This is a genomic window from Halomonas sp. DP5N14-9 (assembly GCF_019802175.1).
Lineage (GTDB): Bacteria > Pseudomonadota > Gammaproteobacteria > Pseudomonadales > Halomonadaceae > Halomonas > Halomonas litopenaei.
In genome coordinates, this window is sequence record NZ_JAHVHR010000013.1 from 28,616 (window position 1) to 51,547 (window position 22,932).

The 22,932-nt window shown below is 61.6% G+C and carries 19 protein-coding genes; 11 read left to right on the top strand and 8 right to left on the bottom strand.

Going from position 1 to position 22,932, the window contains the following annotated elements; translation table 11 throughout:
* Positions 1-15 precede the first annotated feature (15 nt).
* The 11 genes from KUW00_RS08860 (at position 16) to KUW00_RS08910 (ending at position 12,610) form a co-directional block, all read left to right on the top strand.
* Positions 16-978, top strand: a complete 963-nt coding sequence (locus KUW00_RS08860; RefSeq protein WP_045994424.1) for a 5'-nucleotidase — start codon at positions 16-18, stop codon at positions 976-978.
* A gap of 124 nt (positions 979-1,102) precedes the next feature.
* Positions 1,103-1,585, top strand: a complete 483-nt coding sequence (locus KUW00_RS08865; protein WP_083970593.1) for a DUF6998 domain-containing protein — start codon at positions 1,103-1,105, stop codon at positions 1,583-1,585.
* Positions 1,539-2,033, top strand: coding sequence for an N-acetyltransferase family protein (locus KUW00_RS22640; RefSeq protein WP_409996283.1), 495 nt, complete (start codon positions 1,539-1,541; stop codon positions 2,031-2,033). Before KUW00_RS08865 ends, KUW00_RS22640 begins: the two co-directional genes overlap by 47 nt.
* A 333-nt stretch (positions 2,034-2,366) precedes the next feature.
* Entirely contained in the window at positions 2,367-2,882 is a 516-nt protein-coding gene (locus tag KUW00_RS08875) for a GNAT family N-acetyltransferase (protein ID WP_222568856.1), read from the top strand.
* 409 nt (positions 2,883-3,291) lie between these two features.
* Entirely contained in the window at positions 3,292-4,413 is a 1,122-nt protein-coding gene (locus KUW00_RS08880) for a lyase (RefSeq protein WP_222568857.1), read from the top strand.
* Between the two features lie 837 nt (positions 4,414-5,250).
* Positions 5,251-5,556 (top strand): hypothetical protein, encoded by a 306-nt coding sequence (locus KUW00_RS08885; RefSeq protein ID WP_222568858.1) that lies wholly within the window; start codon positions 5,251-5,253, stop codon positions 5,554-5,556.
* Between the two features lie 2 nt (positions 5,557-5,558).
* The gene (locus KUW00_RS08890; RefSeq protein ID WP_222568859.1) at positions 5,559-7,739 is read left to right on the top strand and encodes a hypothetical protein; all 2,181 of its coding nucleotides are present in this window, start codon (positions 5,559-5,561) and stop codon (positions 7,737-7,739) included.
* 251 nt (positions 7,740-7,990) lie between these two features.
* On the top strand, positions 7,991-8,404 hold the full coding sequence (locus KUW00_RS08895; protein WP_222568860.1) for a hypothetical protein: 414 nt from the start codon (positions 7,991-7,993) through the stop codon (positions 8,402-8,404).
* Between the two features lie 277 nt (positions 8,405-8,681).
* On the top strand, positions 8,682-11,570 hold the full coding sequence (locus KUW00_RS22540) for an amidohydrolase family protein (protein WP_222568861.1): 2,889 nt from the start codon (positions 8,682-8,684) through the stop codon (positions 11,568-11,570).
* Between the two features lie 146 nt (positions 11,571-11,716).
* Entirely contained in the window at positions 11,717-12,070 is a 354-nt protein-coding gene (locus KUW00_RS08905; protein WP_108448829.1) for a hypothetical protein, read from the top strand.
* Positions 12,071-12,259: 189 nt separating this feature from the next.
* The gene (locus tag KUW00_RS08910) at positions 12,260-12,610 is read left to right on the top strand and encodes an antibiotic biosynthesis monooxygenase family protein (RefSeq protein ID WP_045994429.1); all 351 of its coding nucleotides are present in this window, start codon (positions 12,260-12,262) and stop codon (positions 12,608-12,610) included.
* A 170-nt stretch (positions 12,611-12,780) separates the two neighbouring features.
* Here the strand turns inward: KUW00_RS08910 and KUW00_RS08915 are convergent, their stop codons facing one another.
* From KUW00_RS08915 to KUW00_RS08950, 8 genes are all read right to left on the bottom strand, one after another.
* Positions 12,781-13,206 carry a putative zinc-binding protein gene (locus tag KUW00_RS08915; RefSeq protein ID WP_222568862.1) on the bottom strand — a complete coding sequence of 142 codons (426 nt, stop codon included), beginning with the start codon at positions 13,204-13,206 and terminating at the stop codon, positions 12,781-12,783.
* Between the two features lie 59 nt (positions 13,207-13,265).
* Positions 13,266-14,528, bottom strand: coding sequence for a gephyrin-like molybdotransferase Glp (glp, locus tag KUW00_RS08920; protein WP_222568863.1), 1,263 nt, complete (start codon positions 14,526-14,528; stop codon positions 13,266-13,268).
* Positions 14,525-15,136 (bottom strand): molybdenum cofactor biosynthesis protein B, encoded by a 612-nt coding sequence (moaB, locus tag KUW00_RS08925; protein ID WP_222568864.1) that lies wholly within the window; start codon positions 15,134-15,136, stop codon positions 14,525-14,527. Before moaB ends, glp begins: the two co-directional genes overlap by 4 nt.
* Before the next feature lie 161 nt (positions 15,137-15,297).
* Positions 15,298-16,113 carry a peptidylprolyl isomerase gene (locus KUW00_RS08930; protein ID WP_108133048.1) on the bottom strand — a complete coding sequence of 272 codons (816 nt, stop codon included), beginning with the start codon at positions 16,111-16,113 and terminating at the stop codon, positions 15,298-15,300.
* Positions 16,114-16,124: 11 nt separating this feature from the next.
* Positions 16,125-16,802, bottom strand: a complete 678-nt coding sequence (gene narI / locus KUW00_RS08935) for a respiratory nitrate reductase subunit gamma (protein WP_108133049.1) — start codon at positions 16,800-16,802, stop codon at positions 16,125-16,127.
* Positions 16,799-17,554 (bottom strand): nitrate reductase molybdenum cofactor assembly chaperone, encoded by a 756-nt coding sequence (gene narJ, locus KUW00_RS08940; RefSeq protein ID WP_108133050.1) that lies wholly within the window; start codon positions 17,552-17,554, stop codon positions 16,799-16,801. Before narJ ends, narI begins: the two co-directional genes overlap by 4 nt.
* Positions 17,547-19,103, bottom strand: coding sequence for a nitrate reductase subunit beta (gene narH, locus KUW00_RS08945; RefSeq protein WP_108133051.1), 1,557 nt, complete (start codon positions 19,101-19,103; stop codon positions 17,547-17,549). Before narH ends, narJ begins: the two co-directional genes overlap by 8 nt.
* Positions 19,100-22,867, bottom strand: a complete 3,768-nt coding sequence (locus KUW00_RS08950; RefSeq protein ID WP_222568865.1) for a nitrate reductase subunit alpha — start codon at positions 22,865-22,867, stop codon at positions 19,100-19,102. Before KUW00_RS08950 ends, narH begins: the two co-directional genes overlap by 4 nt.
* Positions 22,868-22,932: the final 65 nt, after the last annotated feature.

The following is a 22,932-nucleotide window of genomic DNA, read 5'->3' on the forward strand; positions in this document are numbered from 1 at the left end:
TATAGAGGGGCGTAAATGCCATACGAGATTGAAAGCAGATTAGTAATTGGGGTTGCATCAAGCGCGGTCTTTGACCTCAGCGAGTCGGATGCGGTTTTCCGCAGCGATGGCGAGGAGCAGTACCGCAAGTACCAAGAAAAGAACCTCGACGTTCCGCTGCCAAAAGGGATTGCTTATCCTTTCATCAAACGCCTTCTGGCGCTTAACGATCTCGATGTGTCTGACCCACTAGTCGAAGTGGTGCTACTCTCGCGCAATGACCCTGACACTGGCCTTCGAGTTATGAAAACCATCGAGCACTATGGTTTGGGGATGACTAGAGCAATATTTATGCAGGGGCGTTCACCGTACGAGTACATTCCCGCTCTTAATATCGCTCTGTTCCTATCCGGGAATAAGCAAGATGTGGAGGCCGCGATTGGCTTAGGTCATCCTGCAGGACAAGTGCTGGACTCAAAATTCGACGACGATGAAAGCGATAAAACACTACGCATTGCGTTCGACTTCGACGGGGTTTTAGCTGGTGACGAGTCTGAGTCAGTGATGCAAGCTTCCGGTCTCACAGCCTTCCACGACCATGAGGTCAAGAACGTCATGCAGCCCCACAATCCAGGGCCGCTTCAGGAATTACTGGTCCGCATCTCAAAGATTCAGTCTGCCGAAGAGTCATACAAGAAACAGAATCCTGATTACGAAAACAGGATTCGAGTTTCTATTGTAACCGCACGTAATGCGCCATCGCACGAACGAGCTCTTAAAACGCTAAAGAGTTGGGGCGTAATGGCCAACGATGCATTTTTCCTTGGTGGTATTGAAAAAAGCAGAATTCTAGGTGTTCTAAAGCCTCATATATTCTTTGATGATCAGTCTGGCCACCTTAAGTCCGCGAGTGCTGTCGTCCCGTCTGTTCATATTCCTTTTGGCGTCACCAATCAACCTAAGCCGGGAACAGACGTGTCAGACGCAACAGACGTATAACAATTCATTCAAGCCGCGCTTCTTTTCGGTGCAGCTTAACTCGGGCGTTGTGCCTTGGAAGGTGCACCGTATCACGAAGACAGTCGACGATAGATCGTCCAGCCATCTAGGTGTCAGGTCTCCGATGATCGATCACGATAAGTTACGCGCCTTGGTCAAACAACTTTATGCAACGGTTAGCGAATTGGAAGCCATGTTTCCTGGAAGGCACTTTACTCCGGATGGACATATGGTTGGTAGTTTGGGGGAATGTCTCGTTGCGGATGCATATAATCTGGAGCTGATGGCAGCGTCCAACGAAGGCTATGACGCGGTCACTGAGTCCGGCCTGGAAGTCGAGATAAAAGCAACACAGTCAAATTCAGTGGCGTTTCGAAGTCAGCCGCAGCATACGATCGTCATCAAAATCTTGCGCGATGGTGCTTTCGAGGAAATCTACAATGGACCAGGAGAACTTGTATGGAGCCATTTCAGAGGCAAACGTGTGCCGAGTAATGGTCAGTTTCAAATCTCTGTCAACACACTCCGGAAGCTTAATGAAACCGTCGAGGAAGTAAGCCGTGTGCCAAGAAAAACACAGTCAGAATTTGGGAGTAAGGAGGGCTGAACGATCAGACATAGACGCACTTCTACGCTTGAATCACGAGCTTGGTTTAACACACTTTGACAATGCACCAGAGGCATTTGTACAACCTTCTGACGCGGAAAAGGACTTCCTTCTAACCGCTTTAGACGAGACGGCTAGAATTTTTCTGGTAGCGGAAGTTGCCGGCGACATTGTCGGATTTGTAACAGCGAAAATCACGCGAAATGAGTCGATTACGTTTCTGATAAGTAGCCCGATATGTCGAGTTAGTACCATAGTCGTAGATGAAGCCTCAAAAGGATCTGGTATTGGTCGTATGTTGATGTCCCATTGCGATGATTGGGCTAAAGCACAAGGCGCGGAGCAAATTAGGCTGGAGGTCATGTCCTTTAATGAAGATGCGGAGAGGTTCTATAAAGAGCTAGGCTACAAAGATCAATCTAAGACTCTGTGGAAGCCTGTAGAGTAGAAAAACGTGGGAGTTTCTTCATTTTTTACAGGTCTATATTTCAGCTGTGTTTCATGAGTCCACGTTTGAAGGTCTAGTGTATGTGTGTAGTGCGCGTCTCGATTGAGCACCTTTAGTTGAATGAGTATTCTCGACTTTTAAAGTTAAGCTTGTGGGAGTTGGCCGGGTTTTTAGTCTTTGATGTAAGTGTTGTAACACATATGTGCAGTGCTTTGGTATGGGCTGGCAGTCAGATAATATACAAAGGCTAGAAAGATGGTGGTGCTTGTGGGGCGATATAGATAAGTAAATAGTATGTTTGCGCTGATATTACCAATCGAGGGATAGGCCAACATGGACGTCGAGATTAGAAGAGCTGAGCCATCCGATGCTCGTGGTGTCAAGGAAATATACGACTGCAGAAGCGCTTATGAGGGTACGCTCCAGCTTCCTCACCCATCTATTGCCTTGTGGGAAAAGCGCTTAGCCAGCACACCAGACAATGTGTATATGTACGTTGCTTTACTGGATGGAGAAATCGTCGGAACCCTTGGCCTGGAGGTTTGTCAAAACCCGCGTCGACGACACGTCGGCTCCTTGGGTATGGGAGTAAAGGATAAGGCTCAAGGTTCAGGCGTGGGCACAGCCTTGCTTTCTACAGCGATCGACCTGGCCGACAATTGGCTTGCTCTTCGGCGGTTGGAACTCACCGTCTATGTCGATAATAAACGCGCCATTGAATTATACAAACGATTCGGTTTTGACATCGAGGGAGAGGCTAAGGATTTTGCCTTTCGAGGTGGTGAGTACGTGGGAGCATTTTATATGGCGCGGCTTGGTGATGAACAACATCGGGCTACGGAGCCATAAGAAGTCGGCGGCCTCAATGAGCAAGTGCGTGCGGCATCGAACGGGACCTGCAGTTTGGCGCCATTTTTCCTGCGCTGAATAGGCATCTGCGTGGGCGATCGTCATGTGGCTCAGGACGGATGGTGCTTAGCGGGACGGCGCCGTCTCGGTGGTATCCGGTATCGAATCGGTGAGCGGGTGGCTGAGGATGCATCAGGCTAACCGAGGCCGGCGATCAAATAGTGCGGTACACCCAAGTGTGCACTCGGTGCACGCGATGCATTCAGGCTCAGGCTCAGGCTCGGGGAGATGGCGTATGACCAGGCACGTTGGGTTTCGGAGGCTATGTCTCTCGATTTGGCTGCTCGCTGGTTCGTCGGTAGCCTTGGGCGCCGGCCTGCCATCGGGGGAGGGCAGGGAGGCTGTCGAAGTGCAGTGCTCGGTGTGCCATCCGGTCAGTCGCATCAGCCAGAGCCTTGGCTACAGCCGAGAGGGTTGGCTCGAGTTGATGGGCACCATGGTGGATCTCTCGCGTGATCCTGCCCGCCGCGGGGCTATCGCCGACTATCTGGCGGAGCACTTTCCTCCCAATGAGCGACGGGCACCGACGTTGCTTGAGGGAGATACCGATATCAGCTTCCACGAATGGGTGGTGCCGACGCTCGGGCAACGCTCGCGGGATCCGGCCGAGGCGCCAGATGGCGGGATCTGGTGGGCGGGCCAATGGGGAAATCTGGTGGGGCGCATTGATCTCATGTCCGGTGAGATGCGCGAATACCCGCTGCCGCCCGGCAGCATGCCTCACTCGGTAACGCTGGATCGTGACGGCGGCGTGTGGTTTACCGGTAACAAGAACGGGACGCTGGGGCGTCTCGACCCGGCCAGTGGGGATATCGAGGTGGTCGACATGCCTGAGCCCTCGGTGCGTGATCCCCACACGGCCGTGTTCGATGATGACGGCCTTCTCTGGTTTACGGCGCAGCACGCCAATCGCGTCGGACGCCTCGATCCGCAAACCGGTGAGGTCGAACTCGTTGCCATGTCTAGCTCGGGGTCACGCCCCTACGGCATCAAGATCGATGCAGAGGGCACACCCTGGGTGGCCTGCAATGGCAGCAACTGCCTGGTACGGGTCGATCCCGACACCATGGCGCTTACCGAAATCGAACTTCCCCATCAGGCAACCACTGTGCGCAGGCTCGATATCGCCGATGACGGCATGATCTGGTACGTCAATTCGGGAAGGGGCCGGCTTGGGCGCTATGACCCCCGCAGCGGTGAGGTGCAGGAGTGGCCGTCGCCAAGCGGCGAGAAGTCTCATCCCTACGCGATCGCGGTACTCGATGGCGTGGTCTGGTACAACGAATCCGGGATGCGCCCCGATGCTCTGGTGCGCTTTGATCCCGTCACCGAGACCTTCCAGAGCTGGGCGATCCCGTCCGGCGGTATTTACGCCGGTATCGTGCGGCATATGCGACCGACCCGGAATGGCGACCTGCTGATTCATCAGAGCGCCACCAATCGCATCATTCGTGTCGAGATCAATCGCTAGGGACCAGGTTGTTCCGGTGAACGTTACGCCGACTCCTTCAGGCACCCCGTCGAGAAAGCCTCTCGGCGGGGTGTCTTCGTTTGTTGCCTTGATGGTTGATTGAACATCGTCACATTGACGAAGACAGTCTATGCTTCAAAGGCCAAGTTTACTTAGGAAGAGTGTTCTACGGGGGTAGTCATTCTGATTGAATCCATCAGGAATACTTGGTAAGCACTTGATAAATTAGCCGAGATGTTTGGTGTCCTGCGGTCGTGGCCCTGGTGCTTTTTTAAGCTCATTTTATTCAGGGCTGCGCCGCCAGAAGCGCTTTCCTTTCCGTGTCAGATGAAAGAGGTCAGCGCGGGGACGCTGTCGGGGAGCCTTGCCCGTTATCCAAAGCTCCGGTGTCCGAGCATGTTTCCCTCCTTCCTCGCATAGCACCAGATTCCGGTCGCCTGCCTCCTGTTTCGGTGGGCTTGCGTCCCGGAAGTCGACTACCCCCGCTCGGTCATCGTTTCGATGACCCGGGTAGCGTTATTTCTCGCCGAGCTTCTTGTTGACGACCTGTACTGCGCTGCCCTGCGAAGTTGCAAACGTCATTCAACGTCAAGGAGCCAACACATGAACACGTCAAAAGACCCCGATCCCTGCCTATGCCGCCCTCAGGTGGGGCTGGGCAAGGATCGGGCGGAAGAGCTCGTGGTGGCCAGGGTGCCCCAGGGCTTTGAGGCCAACATCAATGTGCGCCTCGTGCCTGGAGGAGACTTCGCGCTCCCCAAGCGTCCTCTGCGCTGCCGTCCTCGCAAGGGAGCGCCCCGTCGGGATGCCGAGCCTCTTGCGTTACCAGAGGAGGTGATGAAGAAACTCCAGGAGGCCGACAAGTTGATGATGGAGTGGTTGGCCAAGGACGAGGCGAACGCGAGCCTATACATGGCGCATCCTGTCGAGGCCTTGCTCAAGGCCGGTGTCAAATTGTCAAGGCAGGAGCTGAAGGCCGTCGAGCGGGCCCACGGGGAGGTCGAACAGACAGCAGTGGTAGGTCCCGGAGTGAAGGTGGCGGGTTTCAAGGCTGCGGCCTTCCCGCGTGGTCGTATCGGCGAGATCAAGCCGGGTGCGAAGCCGCAGGACGATGATGGCTTTGCCGTTCACAAGGAGGGCTAGTCATGGCACTTGATCGAACTGCCGGTTTTGACATGCTCGTTCAGATTTCCGAGAACGAACTCAACAATCAACTTGCCACGGCCTTCCTCGCCGGAGGGATCTTTCCACCCAGTATCAGCGTGCCGGTCAATGCAGGCGGTGTCAGCGGGAGCGCCGATCTGAATTTCGATACTCCCGTCGCCGACCTGGACCGCCCTCGGCCGAGAATGGGGCTGACCGTTCCCTTTTCCAATTCTCAGCTCCAGATCACCGCGCCCCTGGCGTTGCCGGTCGCCCCGATCGGTGGCGCCATCACGGTGGTGGACAGTATCGCCATGGTGACCGAGGGCAGCAATCAATTCGCCACCATGGACTTCAATGCCGGTGCGCCCACGGTCAATGTGGCCTTCGATCCTGCGTCGGTGTCACTGCTTGAGCCGCTTCTGGATGTTGCGGGGCTGAGCCTCACGCAGGCGCAGAACATGATGGCGGGAGTCGTGCTCGACCAGCTTCAGTCCAGCATCGGTCGAATCGATCTGACGCCAGCGATCCCGGTCGTCGACGATACGGATGCGACAACCGTCTTCGACATCGATGTCACCACCGTGAACGATACCACGGCACTGGATCGTGATTGCCTTGCGTTCGGTGTGCGCATGTCCAGCGACGGCGGGGGTAATATCAATAACGTCACCTCCAGCTTGATCCCTGCCGGGAGCCAGTCGCTGGTGACGATGAGCAACTTCTGGTTGCTGGCCAGGGTAATGCGCCCACGTATCGCAAGCTCCATGGGCAGACCTGTCACCGATTTCGACACCCCCTTGAGGCTAAACCGCAGTATCCCCGCACCGGGTGGTCAGGGGACGCTTCGAAGTCTTGAGGCTCGCGTTGTCGCCAATCGCATTTCCGTCACGGGACGTGCCACCGACTCGGGTAGTGGTTGGTCGGCGGAGTCGAATTTCTCGTTCTTCATCGATATCGGTCTGGATGCTGGGGCGATCACGGTGACTGCCACCACGCCGGTGGTGGATACCGATGTGGACCTGGCCTGGTGGGTGTGGCTTGCCTCACTCGGTCTGGGAGGTCTGTTCGGCGGTATCGTCGGAGTCATCATTGCCGCCGTGGTGCTGGCGATTGTCGAGGCGGTGGCAGAAGGCATCGCCGATGGTCTGATTTCGGATGGAATCAGCGGGGCCATTGGTGGCCTGCCGGCGATCCCGCTCGGGCCCATCGGTGGTGGTCTGACGCTGTCCAGTATCGTCCTCGATGATCTGGAATTGCGCTCGAGCATCGTGCGGTCGGTCTCGGTGCCGGTAAAACACCAGGGCGGAAACATCGGTCTCGGAGGGTTCTCGGTGGATCTGGACAGTGGCGCCCTCAGTGCGGGGGTGCGGCCCGGAACCGATCTCGCCTGGAATCCCGCAAGTGGCTTGAATGCCGTCGGTGGCAGTGGACTGACGGTGACGGGGACCTCCTTCGGCGCGCTGACACCGGTGCAGATATCGCGCCTGCCGCTGGCAACAAGCCAGATGTCTCTGGGCCTGATACCCCTCACGTGGCCACGATGGTTCCTGTTCATGCCTCACCATGAGGTGGTCTTCGGGATGCGCACGTCCGAAGGGCGCCTGGCCAAGTTACGTGCCTGGCGCCAGATCGATCAGCAGGGTGCACTGCATCTGGACTGGATCACCTTCGACACCCCGACGCCATCGCTGGATATTGCGGCACGATGGAGCGTGACAGAGCGCGGAGAGGTGACGCACTACGTGGCGAAGGACTGTTCTCGTTGTCGTTCCAGCCCGGTGCGATGGTCCGGTGTATTTGAAGCCTGGCCCAGGCTCACCGCCTTCCCGGTGGACTACGAGTGGTGCTTGTGTGGGCAGACCCTGGAACAGGGCGATGGCAAGGTGAAGAGCGCGGCAGGCATCATTACCTATCGACTGGAGGGACGACGCCTCAAGGTCGCGACCGAAATGGGCCAGTCGTTCAAGTGCGAGCTGTGTGTCAGCGCCATCGATGCCCGTGGCCTGGAGCTCTACACCTGTATTCAGCTCAATCAGCCCGGTATAGAGCGGCGCTGCCGTCCGTGCAAACCGACTCGCAAGGATGTGTCGGTCAATCTGTTGCCGGTGGCCGCTGAGCTTGCCTACTGGCGACCCTTGCTGCCGCGGGAGCCGCTGGTCGAGGTAGATCCCATCGGCTAGGCTCGAGCCCACAAGAGACGCAAGAAAGTAGAAGGAAAAGAGTTGGCAGGAAGGGGCCGGTACCCGTGCAGGGTGCCGGCCCTTTACTGGCTAGTGGGCACTCCGTCTCGGTGCATCGCCACCTGATCACGGGATTCCCCGCCTGCTGGCGAGGTAGCCTGTCGAGGGAGGCTTGACGAGCGCTTCGCTCGTCGACTTTTCGGACAGCGCCTAGTGGCCGTACGCTGGCCGGCTAATAGCGGGGGTAGAAGATGGAAGCGGTTGTTCAGGAAGAGATATCGGGTTGCGGTATCGCGACATGCGCGGTTCTGGCCGGCGTAAGCTACGCCGAGGCCAGGAGCAGGGCCAACGTGTTGGGCATCCACGCACAGGACCAGGCGCTCTGGTCTGATACCGCATACGTCAGGCGGCTGGCAACCGATCTGGGGGTCGAGCTGGGCGCCAGGGAGTTGCCGTTCGAGTCCTGGGAGGGGCTTCCCGACCTGGCTGTGCTGGCCATTAAATGGCGACGGGAGAGAGGGCGACCGTTCTGGCATTGGGTCGTCTTTCGTCGAGACGAAGGGGGAGAGCGCGTACTGGATTCGAAGAAATCATTGAAACGTAATGTTCGACGAGACTTTGGCCGAATGAGACCAAGATGGTTTATCGAGGCCTTCGTTATTTGAACAGGAGGAAAGAAATTTAAGCTCTCTTTTTTGTGGATTGTCTATCTGCGAACGTTGCATTTTTTCTGATGTTGAAATATTTCGCAAGATTGTACGTGATCGGAGCAAGACGAAAGTCGTTGCTACTAAAAAACATGACGACTCTTTAATCGTGGAATCTATCTTTCTTACGTCAGCATGCCCTCTTTATTGCGCTTTGACGTAGGAGAAAGCCATGTTTTTCTCAAGACCAATAAGGTGCATTGCATTGGTGCCTTTTATGGTGGGAGGAACGGCGGTGGCGGAACCCGTCGACATCGACTTCCAGGAAGTGACGAACCTTGCCGCCACTGTTTCTCCAGACGGCAGCCAGGCCGTCCTTGATATTCAAGGTGTGCTTTGGCGCCTGGACATGGCGTCGGGGGAGACGGTGAAGCTTACCGAGCCTGGTCTCGATCCGGCCAGGCCGCACTGGGGGCCGTCCGGTGACCATATCGTCATGCAGGCCTACCAGCAGGGAACCTTCGATATCTGGATGATGGACAGCGATGGCGAAGGCTTGAAACCGCTCACGGGTGCGCCCTGGGACGAGCGCGAGCCGGAGCTTTCGCCCGATGGCAGTGAAATCGCCTTTGTGTCCGACCGGGGCGGTAGCTATGACGTCTGGACGATGATGCTGGAAACGGGGGCCCTTACCCAGTGGACCGATACGCCTGAAGAAGAGGCGTATCCCACCTGGGCAGCAGACGGCAATCGTATCGCCTACGTCGCCGATCGCACGAGTATCAAGGAGGTAAGCCGCGCAGGAGACATCCGGGCATTGGTCTCCGATATTCAGGGAGTTGCCTACGCCCCTTCCTGGTCGGCGGGGGACAATGAGCCGATATCCTGGATTCGTTCGACACCAGGCAAGACCGAATTGATGCTGGGCGACGAGGTGCGCCTCGATGGACACGACGTGTTCCCGTTCCGCGTGGATTGGCAGACCGACGGTAGTGCGGTACTGGCGGCCGATGGCCAACTGATGCGCCTGGAAGCTGGGTCTGATGAGCTGGTCCCGATTCCCTTTGCCGCCAGCCTATCGATCGACAGACCGAACTTCAGCCGCGAGAACGACCTTGTCGGGTTCGGGCGGCACCGAGTGAAGGGGATCGTGACGCCAGCGTTGCATCCCGACGGCACTCAGGTCGCCTTTGCCGCGCTCAATGACCTGTGGCTCATGACGCTCGGCGAGGCTCCGCAACGCTTGACCAACGATGTCTACTACGAGTCCGACCCTGCATGGTCGCCTGATGGGGAGCGACTGGCCTACGTCAGTGATCGCAATGGCGCTCTGGACATCTGGATTCGAGAGATGGCGAGCGGCAAGACGTGGGCCCTGACGAACTCCGATGCGACAGAGCTTTATCCTGCCTGGTCGCCGGATGGCTCGAGGCTGGTCTATCAGAATGCCTCGGGCGATACCAAGGTGATCGATATCGCGTCAGGTGAAAGTCGCGCTATCGTCGAAGGCATGTTTCAGCCTGGCCGCGCCAGTTGGTCGGCCGATGGCAAGCACGTCGCGCTTGCCGGTGTCGTGCCCTACACCAGCCGTTTCAGGGAGGGCACCAATCAGGTGCTGGTGGTCGATGTCGCGTCGGGTGAGCAGCGCTTTTATCCGGTTGCCGAACATGCCTCGATTACCACTCGCTCCGACAATGGCCCCGTCTGGGCGCCTGACGGCGGCAAGATGAGTTTTGTACTGGATGGCGCGCTCTACGTGATGGATGTCTCCGCCGAAGGCCGCCCCACAGGCGAGCCGAGGCGAGTCGCAGAGGGCATCGCCGATTCTCCTTCCTGGAGCGGGGATGCATCCCGCTTGCTGTTTCTGAAAGATGGCCAGCTCAAGATGGTGAGCCTCGACGATGGCGAGGTCCAGAACATCGAAGTGAGGCTCGAGTGGTCGCCACAGGAGCTGCCTGAGAGCACGGTTGTGCATGTTGGCCGCCTGTGGAACGGCGCAAGCGACGAGGTGCTTACCGATGTCGATATCACGGTGGTGAATGGTCGAATTGCCGCCATCGGTTCGCACGATGACAGCAGGCCACAGGGCAATGTCATCGACGCCAGCGAGCTGACCGCGGTACCGGGGCTGATCGAAGGCCACACCCACCAGACCTGGGGCAATCACACCTTCGGCTATGGCGCCCGGCAGGGCCGCCTTTTGTTGTCCATGGGGATCACCAGCACGGTCTCGGTGGGGGATCTTGCCTACCGAGCGGTGGGCGACCACGAGGCTATCGCGTCAGGGAAGCGTGTCGGTCCGCGCTTCTTCTACACGGGGGGCCCGCTCGATGGTTCGCGCATCTACTACAATGCCATGCGCCCGGTAGCCGACGAAGGCCAGTTATCGGCAGAGCTGGAGCGCGCCGAGGCCCTGGACTTCGATGTGATGAAGACCTATGTGCGGATGAACCCGGCCTTCATGAAAGCGGTATCCGATGAAGCGGGTCAGCGAGGGGTGCCGACCTATTCGCATTTTCTCGCCCCGGGCGTCTATCTGGACCAGAGCGGCACGACCCATCTGGGCGCCACCGAGCGGCTGGATTACTCGCGTATCGGCTCGCTGACGGGCAGGACCTATCAGGATGTGATCGATCTTTTTTCCCGGGCGAACATGTCGGTGGTGTCGACCTTCTTCGCGGTGGAGCCATCGCTGTTTGGCGACAACGACATTAGAGACGATGTCAGGGTCAAGGCGTTGGTCCCTCGGGCCGAGCGAGATGCCCTCCAGGAGGCCTTCGACAGCGACAGCTCCCCCGACAACTCCCACTTCCTGGCACAGTACGCGGATAATCCCGAAACGTTTGCTCGGATCGTCGAAGCGGGAGGGCGGCTGATCGCCGGCAGCGACTCCCCTCTGGACTTTGTCGGGTTCGGACTCCACAGCAATCTGCGTTGGCTGGAAAGCGGCCCCTTGACGCCGTTCCAGGCGCTGAGGTCTGCCACAGCAGTACCCGCCATGGAGCTTGGCCTGCACGAGCAACTGGGCACGCTGGAAGTCGGCAAGATGGCGGATATCGCCTTTGTCCGGGGGAAGCCGGATGAGGACATCCGTGACCTCATCAAGGTGGAAATGGTGATGAAGGGCGGTCATGCCTATCGCGTGGACGACCTGGTGGCGCCTTTTTCCATGAATCTTGAATAGGTGCCTCGTCGCCATGGACAAGGGCCGTCAATTGACGGCCCTTGTTTCAGGATGCGGGTCAGCATGGCATCGGATGGGACCTTGTATCCTGACATTTTGCCGACATGGGGTATGTCATGAGGTATGGCGTCTGTGGACTTTTCCTGATGCTGGCGCTGTTGCCGGGAGGCGCCGTGGCCCATGATGATCCCTGGACCAGGGGCATCAACGAAGCGGCGGTGGGTTCCGGCTTTGATGATCCTTTTTCGCAAGGCATCAACGAAGCGGCGGTAGGAACCGGTTTCGATGATGCGTTCACGGAAGACGTCAACGAAGGCGTGATCGGCGCGGGCATCGATGATCCGTTCACCGACGATATCAACGAAGGTGCAGTCGGATCAGGGCACGACGATCCTTTTACCCCGGGTATCAATGAAGGCGCGGTAGGCTCGGGGTTCGATGATCCGTTTACTGAACATATCAATGAGGGGGCGATTGGCTCGGGTAGCGGTGGTTTCTGATCCGCTCTTGTCAGTGCGGGTCTCTGGCGCAGGTCTCTGGCGTCGGCGCAGGTCTTTGGTGTCAGCCTGGCATATGCACCGGGAAGGCCGTTGACGTCGTCTCATGCTACATTGCCAAGCTCGCCGTGGCGGATAGCGAGTTCCGTGACGGCCTCGGAGTGTCTTGTCCATCATCACTGAGGAAAACCGTTGAGCGCCATCGCCACCACACCGACACCGCCGTACTACGCGGTGATCTTCACCTCCACGAGAACGCCGGGGGATGACGGCTACGGCGAGATGGCCGAGCGCATGGTCGAACTGGCGGCACAGCAGCCGGGGTTTCTGGGGGTGGAGTCGGCACGCTCGCCGGGTGAATATGCCGCCGGCATCACGGTGTCCTACTGGTCTGACCTGGCATCGATCCGCGCCTGGAAGGCCAACCTGGATCATCGCGAGGCCCAGGCCAGGGGCCGCGAGCGCTGGTATGCAAGCTATCGCGTCAGGGTGGCACTGGTGGAGCGGGAGTATGGGCTCGACGAGACAGCGGGGATGAGCTGAGCAGCGACGTCGCTGTCATGACGCACCGCTAATATGACATGGCCAATGATAAGGCCCCGCCGGGCAGCTGCTGCACTGCAGCCCGGCGGGGCCTTGTCGTTCTTGCGTATTGCTCTCACGCGCCACGCCGCTTTCACCTGACGGGGCTGGCTTTATTGCGTCGCGTTTGCTCAGTGGTGGGCGGTGAGTCTGACAGGGGAGTCGCCCTGGTCGAGGGTCGCGTCGCCGCAGGCGAGTGCGTCAACCACGGGAATGAGCTGTGTGATGACGGCTTCCACGCAATCGTCATCGTAGCGGCGGCCGCGTCGCTTCTTGAAGCCTTGTTCGTACAGGCGAAGATGGTGGGACGCGCTGACGCCGGCCTTGTCCAGGCAATGCGCGGTGCAGTGCATCTGGCAGCCGTCCAGCGCCACGATCGGTCGCCCGGATTGTGCCTTGCGCACCAGCCCGGGCACGCCGCCACCAACGCCGGAGATACAGGACATCTCGGCGATGCCGCGATGGTCGAGCGCAACAGCAACGCTGTTGGCGAGCTGGGCCACGTCGGAGCAACCAGAGCAGGCGTAGACCAGGGGAAGGGGTGAGGGGGTGGCCATGGTGGGCTCTCCTTGTCGGAACATTTTTTAGGTGTGCTGTCGGTGTTCAGGTCGTGGCGCTAGCGGGCGAACTGGCTTAGCGGCAGGTAGGGATAGCGCTGGCCGGGCACCACCTGCTGGCCGGGGGGCACCTGGAGGTAGCCGTCGGCTTGCGCCGCACTCTTGAGCATATTGGAGCCCTGGTCGCCGGCGATCCTGGCCACCGGGGCAATGTCACTGTGATCCACGCGGACGCGCAGCCACTGGGTGCGCGTGCGGTTGGCGCGGTAGGTGAAGCCTGCATGCACTGCAAAGCTCGCCAGCGGGGCGATGGTTCGACCCTGTCGGCGATGCAGTACCGCCAGGCCCAGCAGGTGCCAGGCGACCAGGGCGGCGGTGGGGTTGCCGGGAAGTCCCAGCAACGGGGTGCCGGTGGACGGGGACTGGCCGATGTAGCCCAGGGTGAAGGGCTTGCCGGGCTTCATCGCCACGCCGCTGAGGCAGATGCCGCCAAGGCGCTCGAGACAGGGCCTGACGTGGTCTTCCTCACCCACCGAGACGCCGCCGGTACAGACGATCAGGTCGGCCTGGCGGGCGGCGAAGGTCAGCGCTTCTTCCAGCGCCGTGGCGCTGTCGCTGATGTTGCCAAGGTCGACAAGCTCGGCGTTGTGATCCTGCAGCAGGGCGTGCAGCATGCCGGCGTTCGAGTTGTAGATCTGGCCCGGGGCCAGCGGTTTGCCGGGCGTGACCAGCTCCGAGCCGGTACTGATGACGGCGACGCGCACCCGACGCCGGCAGGGCACCTCGGTGATGCCCTGGGCCGCCAGCAGCGCCAGGCGGATGGCATCGAGGGGCTCACCTGGCTCGAGCAGAGCCGCTCCCTGGGTGAGCTCTTCGCCGCGTCGCCGGATATGGTCTCCCAGGTGCAAGTCAGTGGGAAAGTGGATCTGGCCGGCGTCGTCGATCCGTACCCGTTCCTGGGGCACCACCACGTCGGCACCGCGGGGAATCGGTGCGCCGGTGAAGATGCGCGCACAGCCGTCGAAAGGCAGGGTGATCGGGGCAGCGCCGGCGGGTACTCGGGCCACCACCGGCAGGGCAAGCCGGTGCTTGAGGTCGGCCAGACGCAGGGCGTAGCCGTCCATGGCGCTGTTGTCGATGCCGGGAACGTCGTGCAGCGCCTTGAGCGGCGCGGCCAGGATGCGGCCACGGGCGTGGGTCGTTCTCAGCGTCTCGGTGTCCTCCAGCGGGCGGGTCAAGGCGATGACCTGCTCGCGGGCCTGCCAGGGATCGACCAGGGAGCGGTCCCTGGTCGGAGTGTCACAACCACAGATCTCGCTCATGGGGTGACCTCCAGGGCTTCGTGTCGAGCCGTCGTCCGGGTGTCGGAAGCGACGTGGTGATCCGCGCTGCGGCTGGTGCAGCGCTGGCTGTCCTTCACCACCATGGCGACGAAGTTGCAGGGCCGGGTGCGGGCGTCGAGCTGGGCTGCAAGAATGTCGTCCCAGGCCATGGCGCAGGCCTTGGGCGAGCCGGGCATGGAGAACACCAGGGTGCGATCGATCACCCCGGCCACGGCGCGGGACTGGATGGTGGAGGTGCCGATGGCCTCGAAGGAACGCAGACGAAACAGCTCGCCGTAGCCTTCAACGACCTTGTCGAACAGTACCGTCAGTGCCTCCGGGGTGTTGTCCCGGGCGGTAAAGCCGGTGCCGCCGTTGACCAGCACCACCTGGATGTCGGAACGGATCACCCAGGCGCTGACCTGGGCGCGAATGCGATAGATGTCGTCGGGGACCAGGGCGCGCTCGGTCAGGCGGTGTCCGGCGCCGGCTAACCGGTCCGCCAGCAGGTTGCCGCTGCCGTCCTCGTCCAGGCCACGGGTATCGGACACGGTGAGGATGGCGATATCCAGCGGGGTGAACACGGCGCACGTGGACGTATGAGACATGCAAGGACTCCGGTGGAGAGAACGTGAAGGGAGCCCGCCGGACCCTGAGGTCTGGCGGGGGTGTCAGGTGAGAGGGAAAGGGGGAGTCGCACGCGTCGTTCGCTAGTGGCGCCTGGTCGGCGCTCTGTCTGTGCTCTTTCAGCGACCTGTCAGCGCCCTTATCAGCGCATCAGGGGACCGTCGACGTCATCGTCGGCCAGGGTGAAACCCTCGACGCCGATCTCGCTTTCCAGCGCCAGCAGGTAGTGGCGCAGGGCGACTCGGGTGGCCTGTTCGGTCAGCTCGTGGGCGACCCTGTCCTTGACCTCGGCGTAGGGCAGTGGCTGGCGCTCCAGACGGGCGTCGATGACGACCACGTGCCAACCGTAGCGTGACGGCAGCGGACGCTCGTGCAGGCCTTCGGGCAGGGGTTCCAGCGCGCGGTCGAGCTCGCTGACGGTCTGGCCGCGGCTGACCCAGCCAAGGCTCCCGCCTTCGTCCTTCGACGGGCACTGCGAAAACCGCTGCGCCATTTCATCGAAGCGTTTGGGATGCTGCTTGAGGGTGTCGATCAGCCCTTCGGCCTTCTTGAACTGCTCGTCGCGGGCGTCCAGGTCGTCGGGGGCCGCCGCCAGCAGGATATGCCGGACCTTGAGACGGGTGGGCTCGCAGAAGCGTTCGGGGTGAGCCGCGTGAAAGCGTACGCAGGCCTCTTCATCGGGCGGGGGGACTTGCAGTTCCTGATCCAGCATCACGGCGATCGCACGCTCGTCGGGCTCGTGCAACGAGCCCGTCTCGATGCCCAGGATCTCGGCGCGCTGGCGCAAGAGTTCCTGGATGACCAGGGCGCGGGCCGCCGCCTTGGCGGCGGCCTCGCGATCCGTTGACGGATGGAACTGCATCTCCCCGGCGATGGCTTCCTCGCCGATCACGCTGTCACCAACACGAATGCTGGGAACCGTTGTGTGCGGCAGGGTTTCCACGGGGATGGTTTGCATGACATGCCTCCTCAGGCACGGCGCCGGACGATCTGGTAGCGACGCCCCAGGTAACCCAGGGGAGCGCTCCAGGCGTGAACCAGGCGAGTGAACGGGAACACCAGCACAATGGTCAGACCGACCAGAATGTGCAGGTGATAAATGAAGCCAATGCCTTCGAGGTGGGTGGCGGCGCCGCCCTGGAAGAAGACGATGGCCTGTGCCCATTCGGCAAGCTTGATCATCACGCCGCCGTCCAGGTGATGCAGGGCGGCGGGAATGGTCAGCAGGCCCAGGGTGACCTGAACCACCAGCAGCACGATGATCAGGTTGTCCATGAAGCTGGAGGATGCCTTGACCCGTGGGTCGGTGAAGCGGCGATGCAGCAGCATGGCGCCACCGATCAGACAGGCGATACCGGCAAGGCCACCGACCAGGATGGCGAACACCTGCTTGGTGCCGGCGCTGATGAAGGGAGCGTAGACCCAATGCGGTGTCAGCAGGCCGACCAGGTGACCGAAGAAGATCACCAGGATGCCGACGTGGAACAGCGGACTGGCCAGGCGCATGCGCCTGGACGACAGCATCTGGCTCGAGCCGGTCTTCCAGGTGTATTGGCCGTGGTCGAAGCGCAACAGGCTACCGATCAGGAAGACGCTGCCCGCCAGGTAGGGATAGAGGCCGAACAGCAGGGTGTGCAGGTAGTTCATGACAGACCTCCAGTGGGTCGAGAGGGCATGGCATCGGGGAGGCGAACGGTGTCGGGCTGGATACTGCCCCGGCGTTCGGCGAGGCGCTTGCCCTCGGCGGAGGTCAGCGCGCAGTCCTGGTCGGATTCGGCCGAGAAACGCACGGCCTCCTCCTCCCACACGGCGTCGAGGGCGGCAGGGGTGTTGTCGGCCGGTTCTTCCTTGACCGCTTCGCGGTGGAGGTCCACCTGATCCTCGGCGCCGATCAGCGACAGCAGGGTCAGGGTCACCAGCGCCTGGTCGCACTGCTTGGTCTCCAGACGGGCGGTGATGAGCGCCAGGATATGGCTGACGTCACCGATCCAGCGGGCCACCTCATCACCCTCGCGGGTGGAGAGGAACTCGAGCAGCAGTGGCAGGTGGTCGGGAAGCTCGCGGCTGTCGAGGGCAAAGCCGGCATCCTCGTACTCGCCGAGCAGGTCGACCATCGCCTGGCCGCGGTCGCGGGATTCGCCGTGGACGTGCTCGAACAGCAGAAGCGAGGTGGCGCGGCCACGATCGAACTGGGCGACGTAGGCCGCCTGGACGTCCAGCAGGCGGGCATCCGCCAGGCGATCACACCAGTCGAGCAGTGCCTGCCGGGGGGCTCCCCCCGGCAGTGGCATGGCGGCGATCGCCGCCTTGACCTCGGCACGCCCCTCGATCAGTTCCCGGTCGGGATAGTCGAGCAGCCGGGCCAGGGCGCGCAGACCCTGGGCGAGTGGATTAGTCATGCTCGACCTCCGGATGGCTGGGGTCGTACTGCTCGACGTTGACCAGGGTGGTGGTCTGCTTGCGTCCGCCGAACAGGCTGGTCTTGTCGCTGCCACCCTGGCAGCCGTTGCCGAAGGTGAAGCCGCAGCCGCCACGCTCCGGGAAGGCCTCGCGGGCCTGCTCGCGGTGGCTGGTCGGGATGACGAAGCGGTCCTCGTAGTTGGCGATGGCCAGGTAGCGGTACATCTCCTCGACCTGGGCCTCGCTCAGCTCGACCTCGTCGAGCACGTCGTGGCGCAACTCACCGTCCACGTGCTTGCCGCGCATGTACTCGCGCATGGCCATCATGCGCTTGAGTGCGCGAACCACCGGCGCCTCGTCACCGGCGGTGAGCATGTTGGCCAGGTACTTCACCGGGATACGCAGTGATTCGACCTTGGGCAGCACGCCGTCGGTTTCCACGTGGCCACCGTCCACCGCCGACTGGATCGGCGACAGCGGCGGCACGTACCAGACCATCGGCAGGGTGCGGTACTCCGGGTGCAGCGGCAGCGCCAGCTGCCAGTCCATGGCCATCTTGTAGACCGGGGACTCCTGGGCCGCCTTGATCACGTTGTCATCGATACCGTCACGCTTGGCCTGGGCGATGACCTCGGGATCATTGGGGTCGAGGAAGATCTCGCACTGGCGCTTGTACAGGTCGCGCTCGTCCTGGGAGGCGGCAACCTCCTCGATGCGATCGGCGTCGTAGAGCAGCACGCCCAGGTAGCGGATGCGACCGACGCAGGTCTCGGAGCACACCGTAGGCTGGCCCGACTCGATACGCGGGTAGCAGAAGATGCACTTCTCGGACTTGCCGGACTTCCAGTTGTAGTAGATCTTCTTGTACGGACAGCCGGACACGCACATCCGCCAGCCGCGGCACTTGTCCTGGTCGATCAGGACGATGCCGTCCTCTTCACGCTTGTAGATCGCACCGCTCGGGCAGCTGGCCACACAGGCCGGGTTGAGGCAGTGCTCGCACAGGCGCGGCAGGTACATCATGAAGGTGTTTTCGAACTGGCCGTAGATGTCCGCCTGGATCTTGTCGAAGTTGGCGTCCTTGCGGCGCTTGGCGAACTCGGTGCCGAGAATCTCTTCCCAGTTCGGGCCCCACTCGATCTTCTCCATGCGCTGACCGGAGATCAGCGAACGGGGGCGCGCCACCGGCTGGTGGCGGCCCTTCTTGGCCTGGTGCAGGTGCTGGTAGTCGAAGGTGAACGGCTCGTAGTAGTCGTCGATCTCCGGCAGGTCGGGGTTGGCGAAGATGTTCGCCAGCACCCGCCACTTGCCACCGATGCGTGGCTCGATGGTGCCGTCCTCGCGCCTCAGCCAGCCGCCTTTCCAGCGCGCCTGGTTCTCCCACTCCTTGGGATAGCCGATGCCCGGCTTGGTCTCGACGTTGTTGAACCAGGCGTACTCGACGCCTTCACGACTGGTCCAGACGTTCTTGCAGGTCACCGAACAGGTGTGACAGCCGATGCACTTGTCGAGGTTGAGCACCATGCCCACTTGGGAACGGATCTTCATTTCACTGCCTCCTGGGCGCTGTCCTGTCCTTCGCCGTCCAACCAGTTGACGTGCTTCATCTTGCGCACCATGACGAACTCATCGCGGTTGGAGCCGACGGTGCCGTAGTAGTTGAAGCCGTAGGAGAGCTGTCCGTAGCCGCCGATCATGTGGGTCGGCTTGGGGCAGACGCGGGTGACCGAGTTGTGAATACCGCCGCGGGTACCGGTGACCTCGGAGCCGGGCACGTTCACGATGCGCTCCTGGGCGTGGTACATCATCGCCATGCCGGTCTTGACCCGCTGACTGACCACTGCGCGGGCGGCGATGGCGCCGTTGGCGTTGTACAGCTCGATCCAGTCGTTGTCCTCGACACCGATGGCGACCGCGTCCTCCTCGGACAGCCAGACGATGGGGCCGCCACGCGACAGGGTCAGCATCAACAGGTTGTCGGAGTAGGTGGAGTGGATGCCCCACTTCTGGTGCGGGGTGATCCAGTTCAGCGCGATCTCCGGGTTACCGTTGGGCCGCGGCATCGCCATGGCCTTGGTGGCCTTGGTGTCGATGGGCGGACGGTAGACCAGCAGGCTCTCGCCGAAGTCACGCATCCAGGCGTGATCCTGGTAGAACTGCTGGCGGCCGCTGACGGTACGCCAGGGAATCAGCTCGTGGACGTTGGTGTAGCCGGCGTTGTAGGACACGTGCTCGTCCTCCAGGCCAGACCAGGTCGGGCTGGAGATGATCTTGCGCGGCTGGGCCACCACGTCGCGGAAGCGAATCTTCTCCTCTTCCTTGGGAATCGCCAGGTGGGTGTGGTCGCGTCCGGTGATCTTCGACAGCGCGTCCCAGGCCTTGACCGCCACCTGACCGTTGGTCTCCGGTGCCAGCGCCAGGATCATCTCGGCGGCGTCGATGGCGCTTTCGAGTCTTGGCTGACCCTTGGCCGGACCCTCGAGCTTGACGTGGTTGAGACCACGCAACAGCTCGACTTCCTTGTCGGTGTTCCAGCCGATGCCCTTGCCACCGTTGCCGATGCTCTCGAGCAGCGGGCCCACCGAGGTGAAGCGCTCGTAGGTCTCGGGGTAGTTGCGTTTTACCTCGATCAGGCTCGGCATGGTCTTGCCGGGGATCGGCTCGCACTCACCCCGCTTCCAGTCGAGCACTTCGGGCTGGGCCAGCTCGCCGGGGCTGTCATGCTGCAGCGGCAAGGTGACCAGGTCGGTTTCCTCGCCCAGGTGGCCGGGGCAGACCTGGGAGAATCTCTTGGCGATGCCCTTGTAGATGTCCCAGTCGCTGCGCGCTTCCCAGGCCGGATCGGTGGCGGCGGTCAGCGGATGGATGAAGGGGTGCATGTCCGAGGTGTTGAGGTCGTCCTTCTCGTACCAGGTCGCGGTGGGCAGAACCACGTCGGAGTACAGGCAGGTGGTCGACATGCGGAAGTCCAGGGTGGTGAACAGGTCCACCTTGCCCTCGGGGGCCTCGTCGTGCCAGGTGACTTCCCGGGGCATGGCGCCGCCGGATTCGCCCAGGTCCTTGCCCTGCAGCCCGTGGCGGGTGCCCAGCAGGTACTTGAGCATGTACTCGTGACCCTTGCCCGAGGAGCCCAGCAGGTTGGAGCGCCACACGAACATGTTGCGCGGGAAGTTCTGGGGGTTGTCCGGGTCCTCGGCGGCGAAGCCAAGACGGCCCTGCTTGAGCTGGCTGACCACGTAGTCGGCGGTGGACATGCCGGCTTCACTGGCGGGGCCTGCCAGGCGCAGCGGGTTGACCCCGAGCTGCGGCGCCGACGGCAGCCAGCCCATGCGCTCGGCGCGCACGTTGAAGTCGATCAGGCTGCCGTCGTACTTGTCGGCCTTGGCCAGCGGCGACAGCAGTTCCTTGACCTCGAGCTTCTCGTAGCGCCACTGGCTCGAGTGGTTGTAGAAGAACGAGGTGCCGTTCATGTGGCGCGGCGGACGCTGCCAGTCCAGGCCGAAGGCCAGCGGAGTCCAGCCGGTCTGGGGACGCAGCTTTTCCTGGCCCACGTAGTGGGACCAGCCACCGCCGGACTGACCGATACAGCCGCACAGCACCAGCATGTTGATCAGGCCACGGTAGTTCATGTCCATGTGGTACCAGTGGTTCATCCCGGCACCGACGATGATCATGGACCGACCCTGGGTCTTGTCGGCGTTGTGGGCGAACTCGCGGGCGATGCGGATACACTGGTTGGCGGGCACGCCGGTGATCTTTTCCTGCCACGCCGGGGTGTAGGGACGCAGCTGGTCCAGTGCGGTGGCGCCGTCGTCCTCGCCTTCGCCGCCGAGGCCACGGTCGATACCGTAGTTGGCGCACATCAGGTCGAACACGGTGACCGCCAGCACTTCCTTGCCATCGGCCAGGGTCAGCTTCTTGGCCGGCAGGCAGTGGTGCAGCACCTCGTTGCCTTCGACGTGGTCGAAGTGCTCGTGGGCGATGCCACCGAAATAGGGGAAGGCCACCTTGGCGACGCTGTCGTGGGCGTCGGCCAGCGACAGTCGCAGGTCGATCTCCTGGCCGTCGGCGTCCAGTGACTCAAGGCTCCACTTGCCCTTTTCGTCGTCGCCGTTCTCGCCCCAGCGGAAGCCAATGGAACCGCGCGGCACCACCAGCTGGTCACGGGTCTCGTCCCAGGCGACGGTTTTCCACTCGGGGTTGTTTTCCTGGCCGAGCGAGGCGTCGAAGTCGGCCGCACGCAGCTGCTTGCCCGGGGCGTAGGTGCCGTCCTCGCGGGGCTCGAGGGCCACCAGGAAGGGCATGTCGGTGTAGCGCTTGACGTAGTCGGTGAAGTAGACGCTGGGCGAGGCGAGGTGGAATTCCTTGAGGATGACGTGGCCCATGGCCATGGCCAGGGCGGCGTCGGTGCCCTGCTTGGCGGACAGCCATTCGTCGGTGAGCTTCGAGACCTCGGCGTAGTCCGGGGTGATCGACACCGTCTTGGTGCCCTTGTAGCGCACCTCGGTGAAGAAGTGGGCGTCCGGGGTACGTGTCTGCGGCACGTTGGAACCCCAGGCGATGATGTAGCCGGAGTTGTACCAGTCGGCGGATTCCGGCACGTCGGTCTGCTCGCCCCAGGTCTGGGGGGAGGCCGGCGGCAGGTCGCAGTACCAGTCATAGAACGACAGGCAGACTCCGCCGATCAGCGACAGGTAGCGGGCGCCGGCGGCGTAGGAGACCATCGACATGGCGGGGATCGGCGAGAAGCCGATGATGCGGTCGGGACCGTAGGTCTTGGCGGTGTAGACGTTGGCCGCCGCGATCAGGGTCTGCGCCTCGTCCCAGTCGGCGCGGACGAAGCCGCCCATGCCGCGGGCACGCTTGTACTGATTGGCCAGGACCGGGTCCTCGACGATGGAGGCCCAGGCATCCACCGGGTCGGCGTGCTTGTCCAGCGCGCGTCGCCACAGGCTGACCAGCTCCTGGCGAATCAGCGGGTACTTGAGGCGGTTGGCACTGTACAGGTACCAGGAGTAGCTGGCGCCACGTGGGCAACCACGGGGCTCGTGGTTGGGCAGATCGGCGCGGGTGCGCGGATAGTCGGTCTGCTGGGTTTCCCAGGTGACCAGGCCATTCTTGACGTAGATCTTCCAGCTGCACGAGCCGGTGCAGTTCACCCCGTGGGTGGAGCGCACGATCTTGTCGTGCTGCCAGCGGGCGCGATAGCCGTCTTCCCAGTCACGTGTCTCTTCGCGGGTTTCGCCGTGTCCGTTGGCGAATTCCGGAGGACGTTTGGTCAGGTATCTCAGGCGATCGAGAAAATGACTCATGGAGGTCTCCTCAAAGGCCCCCCGAAGGGGGCCTGGCTAGACGGTCCTTGTGGACTCGAATGTCA

Excerpts from the sequence above, each read along its gene's own strand:
- KUW00_RS08890 (WP_222568859.1), top strand. The coding sequence starts at position 5,559 with ATGGCACTTGATCGAACTGCCGGTTTTGACATGCTCGTTCAGATTTCC.
- KUW00_RS08905 (WP_108448829.1), top strand. The coding sequence starts at position 11,717 with ATGCTGGCGCTGTTGCCGGGAGGCGCCGTGGCCCATGATGATCCCTGG.
- KUW00_RS08915 (WP_222568862.1), bottom strand. The coding sequence starts at position 13,206 with ATGGCCACCCCCTCACCCCTTCCCCTGGTCTACGCCTGCTCTGGTTGC.
- narH (WP_108133051.1), bottom strand. The coding sequence starts at position 19,103 with ATGAAGATCCGTTCCCAAGTGGGCATGGTGCTCAACCTCGACAAGTGC.
- narJ (WP_108133050.1), bottom strand. The coding sequence starts at position 17,554 with ATGACTAATCCACTCGCCCAGGGTCTGCGCGCCCTGGCCCGGCTGCTC.
- KUW00_RS08950 (WP_222568865.1), bottom strand. The coding sequence starts at position 22,867 with ATGAGTCATTTTCTCGATCGCCTGAGATACCTGACCAAACGTCCTCCG.
- KUW00_RS08930 (WP_108133048.1), bottom strand. The coding sequence starts at position 16,113 with ATGCAAACCATCCCCGTGGAAACCCTGCCGCACACAACGGTTCCCAGC.
- KUW00_RS08895 (WP_222568860.1), top strand. The coding sequence starts at position 7,991 with ATGGAAGCGGTTGTTCAGGAAGAGATATCGGGTTGCGGTATCGCGACA.
- narI (WP_108133049.1), bottom strand. The coding sequence starts at position 16,802 with ATGAACTACCTGCACACCCTGCTGTTCGGCCTCTATCCCTACCTGGCG.
- glp (WP_222568863.1), bottom strand. The coding sequence starts at position 14,528 with ATGAGCGAGATCTGTGGTTGTGACACTCCGACCAGGGACCGCTCCCTG.
- KUW00_RS08885 (WP_222568858.1), top strand. The coding sequence starts at position 5,251 with ATGAAGAAACTCCAGGAGGCCGACAAGTTGATGATGGAGTGGTTGGCC.
- moaB (WP_222568864.1), bottom strand. The coding sequence starts at position 15,136 with ATGTCTCATACGTCCACGTGCGCCGTGTTCACCCCGCTGGATATCGCC.
- KUW00_RS08875 (WP_222568856.1), top strand. The coding sequence starts at position 2,367 with ATGGACGTCGAGATTAGAAGAGCTGAGCCATCCGATGCTCGTGGTGTC.
- KUW00_RS08865 (WP_083970593.1), top strand. The coding sequence starts at position 1,103 with ATGATCGATCACGATAAGTTACGCGCCTTGGTCAAACAACTTTATGCA.
- KUW00_RS08860 (WP_045994424.1), top strand. The coding sequence starts at position 16 with ATGCCATACGAGATTGAAAGCAGATTAGTAATTGGGGTTGCATCAAGC.